The following is a 6,913-nucleotide window of genomic DNA, read 5'->3' as shown; positions in this document are numbered from 1 at the left end:
CGCGCCGGTGAGCGAGACCCACCCCCGGCCGACCGGAGCCGCCGGGTGCCCTCGCCAGTGGTGCGCAACCCCCGGGTACCGGGAAGCGATACGGTCGTTCGGAGGATGCGGCGGAACCCCCGGAGGGGCCTCGTGGGGATTGAGAGCGACCAGGTTGTCTACGAGTACCTGAGCCGGGTCGGAGACCTGGCTCAGCAGCGGCAATTGCCGTCGGCGGCCCGCATGCGGCTCGTGTCGGAGCTGCGGAACGAGATCGACCGGCGGCGCGCGAAGGCACCGGTGGACAGCCCCGCCGCCGTACGCCGCATCATCGCCCGCCTCGGCACCCCCGACGACGTCGTCGCAGCCGCCGGCGCGCCCGGTGGTGCGGCGGAGGCACCGCAGGCCCCTCAGACACCGTCCTCCGTACCCGTGCAGCGGGCGACCGGCGGTGGGGACGACGACGAGACGGAGGGCCGGGCCGGTGGGCTGGCCAAGAGCATCCGCCGCGTCGTCCCCCGCCCCCGCCCCTCCGAGCCGACGGCGGCGCCCGTCGCGGACGACGGTGCCGCCCCGCCGCACCTCGCCCCCCTGCACGAACTCGGCGACAGCGGCGTACAGCCCGACTGGTGGCGGGTCGGAGGTGGGCCCGGGCGCGGCCCCGGCCCCGACGACTTCGGCCTCGGGGACGCGGTACCGGGGTTCGTCGGGGGCGTGGAGATCCCGGAGCTGCTGAAGCCGCCGCCGGTGAAGGAGGATCAGGCGGCGAAGGCGGACAAGGCAGACAAGGCGGACAAGGATGTGGGCGTCGGCGGGGACGCCCCCGTCCAGAAGGGGGCGGCTCCGGCGGGTGACGCCGTCGAGGGCGCGCCCCGGCGGCGTCGGCTGCCCCGGCTGCGGCCCGCCGGCGGCGGCTGGAGCAACCCGCTGCTGTTGCTGGCCGCCGTGCTGCTGGTCGCGGGCGCGGTCATCGGGAGCCTGGTGCCGTTGTGCCTGGGGTGGCTGATCGCCTATCTCTCGCGGCGGCTCACGCCCACGGAGTCGAAGTGGGCCGTGCTGGGTGTACCGGGGGTGGTGGCCGGGGGCTGGATCGTCTGGCTGTGGGGTCGTGGCGACGGCCGCTGGGGCGACCCCATCGCCCGGGGCCACATGAACGACGCCCTCGCCGAGAGCTGGCCCTGGGTCCTCCGCGTCGCCGCCGTCTCCTCCGCCCTCTACCTCCTCTGGCGCTCCCAACGCCCCCGCTGAGAAGAGCGAGGGGGCGCGGGACGCGCTGGGCACAATGGTGGATATGACATCTCTCGCGCTGACCGTCGGGTTCGACCTCGACATGACGTTGATCGACTCGCGGCCGGGCATCCACGCCTGTTACGAGGCGCTGGCCGCGCGGACGGGAACGTACATCGACGCCGATCTCGCGATCACCCGGCTCGGGCCGCCACTGGTGGACGAGCTGGTGCACTGGTTCCCGGCGGAGGACGTGCCGGAGATGGCCGATCTCTATCGCGCGATGTACCCCTCGATCGCGATCGCCGCGACACCGGCGATGCCGGGGGCGCGCGAGGCGATCGCCGCGGTGCGGGCGGCCGGGGGGCGGGCCATCGTCGTCACCGCCAAGTACGAGCCGAACGCCAAGCTGCACCTGGAGCATCTCGGTCTTGAGCCGGACGAGGTCATCGGCGATCTGTGGGCGGAGGCCAAGGCGGAGGCGCTGCGCGCGCACGGGGCGAGTGTGTATGTCGGCGACCACATCGGTGACGTGCGCGGGGCGCGGATCGCCGAGGCGTATTCGGTCGGTGTCGCCACGGGACCTTGTGATGAGCGGGAATTGCGGGGGGCCGGGGCGGATGTTGTGCTGGCCGACCTGACGATGTTCCCGGGATGGCTGACAACCCACCGGGGGTGAACCGGGGTCGTGCGCCTGGTAGCTCGGGGCGCGTCAGCCACCCGGCGGTAAATCCGCACCCCCGTCCGCCGCTAGAAACGCGCCCCCCGCGCCCTCTTCCTGCCCGCTGCGATGGACTGGAGTACGCCTGCGCCGGCGATGAGGAAACCCACGCCCATGAGCATGCTCAAGGCGAACATGTATGTGGGGAATGGGGTCGTACCGAGGAACAGCGGGGCCACGGTGACGAGGGTGGCCAGGGCGCCCGCGAAGAAGACGATGGCACCGACGCGGATCAGCCGGTCACCGGGTTCGGCGGAATTCGGTTGGGTTTTGTCACGCACCGGACCAGGGTAGTTCCCAGCGCGAGGGAACAGTCGGGCGACGTCTTGTCAGCAGCCCCCGGACCATTAGCCTTGGTACCGGCGGGTCCCGACGACCCGCTGTAGTGCTATCCAGAGCTGTTTGCACAAATTTTCCGACGCAGTTTCCGACGAGTACGAGGACGAGGACAGACGTGCCTACCGGCAAGGTCAAGTGGTTCAACAGCGAGAAGGGCTTCGGCTTTCTCTCCCGCGACGACGGCGGTGACGTCTTCGTCCACTCCTCCGTACTGCCCACCGGTGTCGACACCCTGAAGCCGGGACAGCGCGTCGAGTTCGGCGTCGTCGCCGGTCAGCGCGGCGATCAGGCGCTGTCGGTGACGATCCTGGAGCCCGCCCCCTCGGTCGCCGCCGCCCAGCGCAAGAAGCCCGACGAGCTGGCCTCGATCGTGCAGGACCTCACCACGCTGCTGGAGAACATCACCCCGATGCTGGAGCGGGGCCGCTACCCCGACCGCACGGCAGGCAAGAAGATCGCGGGTCTGCTGCGCGCCGTCGCCGACCAGTTGGACGTCTAGGACCTCTGGACATCCAGGCCATCCAGTCCTCGAAGGCGTCCAGGCGTCTACGGGAAGTCGAGCGCGGTCGGGCCGAGGGGCGGTACCAGTCCCTCGGCCGCCGCGCGGGTGAGCAGACCCCTGACCGCCGCGTAGCCGTCCTCGCCCAGCTCCGCCGTGAACTCGTTGACGTACAGGCCGATGTGCTGGTCGGCGACGGCCGGGTCCATCTCCTGGGCGTGTTCGAGGACATACGGGCGGGAGGCCTCGGGGTCGTCCCAGGCCGCCCGGACGGACGTACGGATCGTCTCGGCCAGCAGGGTGAGGGCCTCCGTCCCCAGCGACCGCTTGGCGATGATCGCGCCCAGTGGGATGGGCAGGCCCGTCGTGTCCTCCCAGTGCTCACCCATGTCGGCGAGCTTGTGGAGGCCGTAGTTCTGGTACGTGAAGCGGGCCTCGTGGATGACCAGCCCCGCGTCGACCTTCCCGTCCCGCACGGCCGGCATGATCTCGTGGAACGGCAGCACCACGATCTCCCCGACCCCGCCCGGCAGCGTGTCCGCCGCCCAGAGGCGGAAGAGCAGATACGCCGTCGACCTCTCGCTCGGGACGGCCACCGTACGCCCGGTCAGATCCGCACCACCCTCACGCGTCAGCACCAGCGGACCGCAGCCCCGGCCCAGCGCACCGCCGCACGGCAGCAGCGCGTACTCGTCGAGGACGTACGGCAGCACGGCGTACGACACCTTCAGTACGTCGAGTTCGCCGCGCTCGGCCATGCCGTTGGTGATGTCGATGTCCGCGAACGTCACGTCGAGCGCGGGCGCGCAGGCGATCCGGCCGTGCGCCCAGGCGTCGAAGACGAACGTGTCGTTGGGACAGGGCGAGTACGCGATCCGCACGTCGTCCGTGTGGGTGCCTGTCCTTGTCTCAGGGCTCATATGGGTCCCAACTCTCCAGTACGGGCGTCAGCTTCCCGAAGGCCTCGGTGAGGGCGGTCAGCGCGTCGCCGATACGCCAGGCGGCGCGGTCGCGGGGGCCCACGGGGTTGGAGATCGCCCGCAGTTCGAGGACGGGCGTGGTGTGCGCCGCCGCAGCCTCGGCGACGCCGAAGCCCTCCATCGCCTCGGCCAGGGCCTGCGGATGGCGGGCGCGGAGCGCGGCGGCGCGTTCCGCGCTGCCGGTCACCGTCGAGACGGTCAGTACGGTCCCGGTGCGGGCGCCGATCGCGGTCGCGCCCCGGCGTACGAGGGCGCGCGGCGGGTGGTGCGTGACCGTGCCGAACCCCAGCTCGGTGACCGGGACGAACCCGTCGGGGGTCTCGGCGCCCAGATCGGCCGCGGTGATCCGGTCGGCGAGGACGAGGGAGCCGAGGGGCGCCTCCGGCAGGAAGCCGCCCGCGATACCGGCCGAGACGACCAGGGCGTACGGCGTCCCGCCGAGGGCCGCGGCGGTCAGCGCGGCGGCGGTGGAGGCAGCCGCCGGGGCGGGGCCCACACCGGCGGCGAGGAGGTCGTAGACGCAGCCGCGGTCGCCGTCGTGACCGTGGGCGGAACCGTGGCGGCGGAGGGTCGCCGCCGGGAGGCCGACTTCGTTACCGGGGCCCGGGAGCGCCCGTGCCACCGCGTCCCGTTCGGCGGGGACGGCGGTGGCTACGAGGATGCGCATCGGGCGGCGGCGGGGGCGGGCCGGTGGATCAGGCGTCGGGGTTGGTGAGCGTGAAGTTCCACACGCCCTTGAACTCCGTGCCCTCCTTGTTCTGCTCGACGACGCTGATGGTCAGCGACTTCTTGGCCTGCTGCCCCGGCTGCACGGCGAACAGGTCGGCGTTCTCGAAGGTGTAGTACGTCTTCTTGAACGGGTTGGTCGCCTGCTCCCCGTCGATCCACAGGGCCCAGCCGGTCTTCGAGATCTCCGGGTCGACACCGACGCGCAGCGTCTCGCCCTGCGGCAGCTCGATCGACTCGGAGGGCTTCTCCTTCGTGCACTTCTGGACCTGCTCGACGCTGAGCTTCTCGTAGCACTCGGCCTCGGTGTGCACCGATTCCTTGCCGAGCGTGACGGTGGCCATCGGCGTCGGCTCATCGCAGGCGGACAGGACGAGAAGGCCGGCGGAAACAGCGCCGAGAGTGGCTGCGGCGCGACGGCTGTGTCGGTTGGCGGCTCCGCCGCGGGGCTGGGAGGTCATGGGCGAAGGCTATCGGGCACGTCCAGGTGTGCCTTTACGTGGGGTACGGCGTGCCGGTCCGGCAGGTCCGCGGGCCTCGGCTCACGCCACCCGGGCGCGGGGGGCGCCGCCGCGGCGGGCGGAGGAGAGGAGGCCGCGGACGGTCGTGAACCAGCCCGCGGCGACGATCGCGGCGGCGACGGCGAGGCCGAGGGTGCCGTTGAGGGGGAGGGCGATGCCGACGGCGCCGCCGACCACCCAGGCCATCTGCAGCAGCGTCTCGGAACGGGCGAAGGCGGAGGTGCGGACCAGCTCCGGGACGTCGCGCTGGATCAGCGCGTCCAGCGACAGCTTGGCCAGGGCCTGCGAGAAACCGGCGACCGCGGCGACAGCGGCGATCAGGAAAGCGCCGAAGAAGCACGCCGCCATGACCGCCACGCCGAGTTCCACGGCCACGACGGTCACGATGATCAGCTCCGGCGCCCGCTGCTTCAGCCACGCCCCCACGGCCGTGCCCAGCGCGTTTCCCGTACCGGCCGCGACGGCGACCATGCCCAGCGAGACGGCGGCGCTCTGACCGGAGAGCGGATGGACGCGGAGCAGGAACGCCAGGAAGAAGATCAGGAAGCCGGAGAGACAGCGCAGGGCGGCGTTGGCGCCGAGCGCGTGCGTCACGGCCGGGCCGACGGTCCGCAGCCCCGGCCGCTTGAGGGTGCTGCTGCGGTGCGGGCCGTGCAGATGCTCGGCGTCCGCCGCCAGCAGGGCGGTGCCCTCGCCCTTCGCCGAGTCGACCTTGTGCGGCAGCGAGAAGGACAGGAACGTTCCCGCGACGAAGATGACGAAGGCGCCGTAGAGCGGCCAGCGGGGCCCGAGGGCCTGCAGCCCCGCCCCGATGGGCGCGGCGGCGCCGGTGGCGAGGAGGCCGCACAGCGTGACCCGGGAATTGGCCTTGACGAGGGAGAACCGGGGCGGGAGGAGGCGTGGGACGACGGCGCTTCTGACCACGCCGTACGCCTTCGACGCGACCAGGACACCGAGCGCGGCGGGATACAGCTCGATGCCGCCGGTCTCCACGGCGCCGACCAGGATCAGGGCCAGTATGGCGCGGGCGAGCATCGCGCCGGCCATGGCCGCGCGGCGGCCGTGGGGAAGACGGTCGAGGAGGGGGCCGACGACCGGGGCGAGGAGGGCGAAGGGGGCGAGGGTGATGGCGAGGTAGAGGGCGACGCGGCCCCGGGCCTCGTCGGTCGGCACGGAGAAGAAGACGGTGGAGGCGAGGGAGACGGTGATCATGACGTCACCGGCGCCGTTCACTCCGTGCAGTTCGATGAGCTTGCCGAGGCCGGACTCACCGGCGCCGTGCGCGTGCGTCGCCCTGCGGATGCCCTTGGCCGGTCCCGTCACCGGCAAATGCAAGGCGCGCCCCACCGAGCGGACGGCCCCGGACACCCGACCCGACCCGCCACGCCCACCACTCCGCTCGGCGCCGGTCACTCCGACATAGTGCCCCGAGAAGGGGCGGGGTAGTGCGGTTACCGCTCGTATGGCGGCCGTTCTCGCAGTTCCCCGCGCCCCTGAAGGGACACGGGGAACTGCGCCACCAGCCACGACGTACCCGCAGCCGCCGAACGACCCAAGGCATCGAGCCCTCTCGCGGGGGCAGGGGCGAGGCCCCTGCCGACAGTCCCCGACCAAGCCGAGCGCAGCGGTTACGCGCCGAGCGCCGGAGAAGGTAGCGTGCATAGCGCGCCCGCGGTGGTTGTTCTCGGCCGCGCGCCTGAAGTTCATCCCGCAGAATGGATGACATAGGTGCGCCCGAGCGCGATCGGGCGCGGACGTCGACGCGGCCCTCTGGTCCGCTCCGTCCGCACTCCCCGCCCAGGGAAGGCGCATACGTGAGACGGCGTAGGAGAGAAGCGATACCTGTGAGCGCAGCGACAACGCGAAGCCGCACCCCCGACCGTCTGTGTGCCGAGGCGGTCGACCTCGCCCGCTCCGCCGC

Annotated in this window: 8 protein-coding genes and 1 pseudogene; 4 read left to right on the top strand and 5 right to left on the bottom strand. The window is 72.2% G+C overall.

The annotated features are described in order from the left end of the window. The first annotated feature begins 132 nt into the window (after positions 1-132). A complete protein-coding gene (locus tag STRIP9103_RS14425) occupies positions 133-1,227 on the top strand; it encodes a hypothetical protein (RefSeq protein ID WP_048820280.1) in 1,095 nt (364 codons plus the stop codon). 43 nt (positions 1,228-1,270) lie between these two features. Further along, positions 1,271-1,885, top strand: a complete 615-nt coding sequence (locus STRIP9103_RS14420) for an HAD family hydrolase (RefSeq protein ID WP_009310492.1) — start codon at positions 1,271-1,273, stop codon at positions 1,883-1,885. A 71-nt stretch (positions 1,886-1,956) separates the two neighbouring features. Here STRIP9103_RS14420 and STRIP9103_RS14415 read toward each other — a convergent pair whose 3' ends face one another. Continuing rightward, positions 1,957-2,208: a hypothetical protein gene (locus tag STRIP9103_RS14415; protein ID WP_009310483.1), complete on the bottom strand. Its 252-nt coding sequence runs from the start codon at positions 2,206-2,208 to the stop codon at positions 1,957-1,959. A gap of 173 nt (positions 2,209-2,381) precedes the next feature. On the opposite strand from STRIP9103_RS14415, the gene STRIP9103_RS53085 reads away from it, so the two are divergent. Beyond that, complete coding sequence (locus STRIP9103_RS53085) at positions 2,382-2,765, top strand: cold-shock protein (protein WP_009310488.1); 384 nt, start codon at positions 2,382-2,384, stop codon at positions 2,763-2,765. A gap of 47 nt (positions 2,766-2,812) precedes the next feature. On the opposite strand, the gene STRIP9103_RS14405 is transcribed toward STRIP9103_RS53085, so the two are convergent. The 4 genes from STRIP9103_RS14405 to STRIP9103_RS14390 form a co-directional block, all read right to left on the bottom strand. Then, positions 2,813-3,685 (bottom strand): 1,4-dihydroxy-6-naphthoate synthase, encoded by an 873-nt coding sequence (locus STRIP9103_RS14405; protein WP_181800261.1) that lies wholly within the window; start codon positions 3,683-3,685, stop codon positions 2,813-2,815. After that, positions 3,675-4,412, bottom strand: a complete 738-nt coding sequence (locus tag STRIP9103_RS14400; protein WP_009310487.1) for a futalosine hydrolase — start codon at positions 4,410-4,412, stop codon at positions 3,675-3,677. The genes STRIP9103_RS14405 and STRIP9103_RS14400 overlap by 11 nt, the downstream gene beginning before the upstream one ends. Before the next feature lie 28 nt (positions 4,413-4,440). Further along, positions 4,441-4,932 carry a hypothetical protein gene (locus STRIP9103_RS14395; RefSeq protein ID WP_048820278.1) on the bottom strand — a complete coding sequence of 164 codons (492 nt, stop codon included), beginning with the start codon at positions 4,930-4,932 and terminating at the stop codon, positions 4,441-4,443. An 81-nt stretch (positions 4,933-5,013) separates the two neighbouring features. Next, on the bottom strand, positions 5,014-6,405 hold the full coding sequence (locus tag STRIP9103_RS14390; RefSeq protein ID WP_078613907.1) for an MFS transporter: 1,392 nt from the start codon (positions 6,403-6,405) through the stop codon (positions 5,014-5,016). A 401-nt stretch (positions 6,406-6,806) separates the two neighbouring features. On the opposite strand from STRIP9103_RS14390, the pseudogene STRIP9103_RS51495 reads away from it, so the two are divergent. Further along, positions 6,807-6,913: pseudogene (locus STRIP9103_RS51495) on the top strand (DUF3027 domain-containing protein); the annotation flags it as partial.

The organism is Streptomyces ipomoeae 91-03, assembly GCF_000317595.1.
Lineage (GTDB): Bacteria > Actinomycetota > Actinomycetes > Streptomycetales > Streptomycetaceae > Streptomyces > Streptomyces ipomoeae.
Note: the sequence above shows the minus strand (reverse complement) of the source record. Positions and strands in the feature narration are given on the sequence as shown.